General features: G+C 32.4%; 3 protein-coding genes and 1 pseudogene. 2 read left to right on the top strand and 2 right to left on the bottom strand.

Features of this window, described 5'->3' with window-relative positions; translation table 11 throughout:
- Positions 1-254, bottom strand: a 254-nt coding sequence (locus VFS71_RS12660) for a hypothetical protein (RefSeq protein WP_326401657.1), incomplete at its 3' end; no start/stop codon positions are given.
- A gap of 26 nt (positions 255-280) precedes the next feature.
- A complete protein-coding gene (locus tag VFS71_RS12655) occupies positions 281-1,378 on the bottom strand; it encodes a cytochrome-c peroxidase (protein WP_326401656.1) in 1,098 nt (365 codons plus the stop codon).
- Positions 1,379-1,894: 516 nt separating this feature from the next.
- On the opposite strand from VFS71_RS12655, the pseudogene VFS71_RS12650 reads away from it, so the two are divergent.
- Positions 1,895-2,239, top strand: a pseudogene (locus VFS71_RS12650) (MerC domain-containing protein); the annotation flags it as partial.
- A gap of 66 nt (positions 2,240-2,305) precedes the next feature.
- Positions 2,306-2,509, top strand: coding sequence for a GDCCVxC domain-containing (seleno)protein (locus tag VFS71_RS12645; RefSeq protein WP_326401658.1), 204 nt, complete (start codon positions 2,306-2,308; stop codon positions 2,507-2,509).
- Positions 2,510-3,047: the final 538 nt, after the last annotated feature.

Below are 3,047 nucleotides of genomic sequence, written 5' to 3'. Positions count from 1 at the left end.
GGGATTCTTCCCAGTATTTGTCTGGTATTATTGACTGCTTTATTGGCATCGAGACTGTCAACAAGAATGATTTCACTTTTTTTACCAGCATAAATGATTCCGTCTTTGCTATCGGGCAAGTGACCTATCCCATTTACAGTTTTAAAGCCTTTGACAATAACTTCTTTCAGGGAGTTTTCATTGTTTTTTTGTGCTTCTATGGTTTGTAATCCTATTAAAGCAATAAGGGTGAACATTATTTTATTGAAATTCATATTTATGGTTTTTGTAGTATAAAAAATTATTTTCGGTAATGATCAGTAAGAGTTTCAAGAAATGCTTCTAGTTGGCTTTCCTCCTGGGAAGTCATTTTTAAATTACCTAATTCATCTCTATTTACGTTTTCAAGTACTTCTGGAGCACTAAATTCGCTTGGGTTTACATCTCGAACATTATAGAAATGAATGACTTCTTTTAATGTTTTAAAGGATCCGTTATGAAAATAAGGGGCTGATATGGCTATGTTTCGTAAGGTGGGAACTCGAAATTTTCCGTTGTGTCCAGGTTGAGAAACAACAACTCCAATACCCAAATCAATAAAGTTGAAACCCGCAGGATTTACTGCTATAGATTGGTTGTAAAATGGATTTTTTTCGTTTCTGGGTACTCCTATATTGTCATAACTAAAATCAGTAAACAAAATTTTTCCTGTTCTTTCGTCTGGCTCCAAAACGTGACATTGTGCACATTTCCCTTTTCCCTGAAAAACGGCTAATCCTTTCTTTTCATCATCAGTGAATTTAATCAACTGTTTGTTGAAATAATCAAATTTTGAGGTAAAAGAATTCACTTCTTTTGATGTTTCGAAAGCAACTAATGCATCGGCAATGTAGGACATTAATTCTTCGTCAGTCTTAGCTACACCGTATTCCTTTTCTATTTCAGAAAAGTAAGAGGCATTTCTTACCTTGGAAACAACGTTTACGATGCTTCCATTATTCATCTCTAGCGGACCAATAAAAGGATGGGTGAGTTGTTCTTTTAAGTTTGGAGATCGACCATTAAGAAAAAGTCCTCCAATATAAGTTTCATCTGTCGTATTGTAAGTGCGCTCAGGAGAAAATACATTGTAGGCTAAATTTGGAGAATTGATGTTTGTGAAAGTTCCTGTTACGGCGCCCTCCGAAACATCCCTGTGCAAAGGATCACTAAAACCAGTTTCGGGTGCGTGGCAAGAAGCACATGCTTGGCCTATAGGGTTGGAAAGGTTCTTATCAAAGAAAATAGATTTTCCGATAGCTATTTTATTGCTGACAACAACTGTATATTCGGAATCATCGGTGCAACTGGAGAACAGCACCGCTGAAAGAACCCCAATTAAAACAAATACTTTTTTCATTTATTTAGAATAATTAAAAATAATAATGCAAATATAAAACTCGCCATGAATTTGACAAATTTATTTAGACTAAATATTAATAATATTTTAAATAAATTTTAACAATATTGAATATCAGTGTTTTGTAAAAAAAAAATATTTTGAAACAACATTTACAGTCTAATAGAATGGATGTGTGCAGACAAAAGACCATAATTAATTTTCCCGCTAAGCCATGATTTTTAGTTGTTGTTAAATCGTTGACAGCTGTTTTTTTTTCGCTTTTTTAATCTGTCATTAATTTTTAAACAAATGATTTGCAAATAAGAATGGTTTATTAAGTTAAATTGCCTTTTTATAATTAGTTAGATTGTTTAACTCTTCAGTCATGGAATATCACTAGTTGTGACGTTTTTTTTTTATGACAATATTTGAAAGAGGTGATGCCTTATCATTTCATTAAAATTATGTTGTATTTTTGGTAAGGCAAACTTAACATAAGATTTAGGCAAGGTAATCTTATATAATATATAAAAAATGACATTTAAAATAAAAAATAACATTGACAAACTCGGAACTGTTGGACTCTTTTTGACAGCGATTTTTTCTCCTTGTTGTTTTCCACTTTTTGCGTTTGCTGCTTCAGCACTTGGACTTGGAAGTTTTGAACTATTTGGAGGTTGGACAATGTGGATTTTTCAGGCAATGGTTTTAATTTCAATTAGCGGAATTTTTATTTCATACCGAAGCCATCAAAGTTTATATCCATTTTTAATTGCAATCATTAGCGGGATACTAATATTTTTCGCTTATTATTTTAGCAAATCAGAAAATTCAACTTACATAATTTACACAGGAATGTTCGGACTTTTTATAGCAACAATCGTAAATTATTACCAAAATAAAGGGCACGGAAGTTGTCAAACTTGCGGTATATACGACGGAAAAATGGTTGAATTAAAATCGACAATTACCTGTCCGAAATGTGGACATAAAAAAGACGAAATAATGCCGACAAATGCGTGTGAATTTTTCTATGAGTGTGAGAATTGTAAAACAAGATTGCGACCATTAGAAGGGGATTGTTGCGTATATTGCAGTTACGGAACTGTAAAATGTCCGCCAATTCAAGTTGGAACCGGTTGTTGTTAAGAGAAATAATCGAATTTAGAGTGTCTTAATTACTGGAACTGCGTTTTTGCCTTTAATGGTTGGAATAGTTCGAAGCAGTAGGGTAGTGGTTGTCAATTTTAAAAGTTTTTACTGGAGAGTTAGGTTTCATGAGCAATTGCGGAATAGTTACCATAATGATAGTTGGAGGAGAAAAAAAAAAATGAAAGATACTGTGAGTTGTTTTTTTAGCGGCTATCTATTAGTAAGAAAAATTCAACAAAGTGAAAGTCCTTGCGATGATTTATAATTTTTTTTTCTATTTTAGCGAAACAATAAAGTCTGATACTTGTCAGACCTATCTCACCATATTTGGGTGTATAGGTCTTATTTTGTAAGACCTATATACTAGTTATGTGATATTGCCTCTATCTACTGAAAGAAAACATATGTTTTAATTAACGTCCAGAAAAAATATAATTGAGTAATGTGTTTAAGAATTAACGGGAGAAATTTTAGAAATTTTGTAACTCCCCTTTTTAAGTTAGACAGTAAGGTTTCTTTTGAATTAGTAGAATTT

Source organism: Flavobacterium sp. (genome assembly GCF_035760125.1).
GTDB lineage: Bacteria > Bacteroidota > Bacteroidia > Flavobacteriales > Flavobacteriaceae > Flavobacterium.
This window is presented reverse-complemented; position numbering and strand designations above follow the sequence as displayed.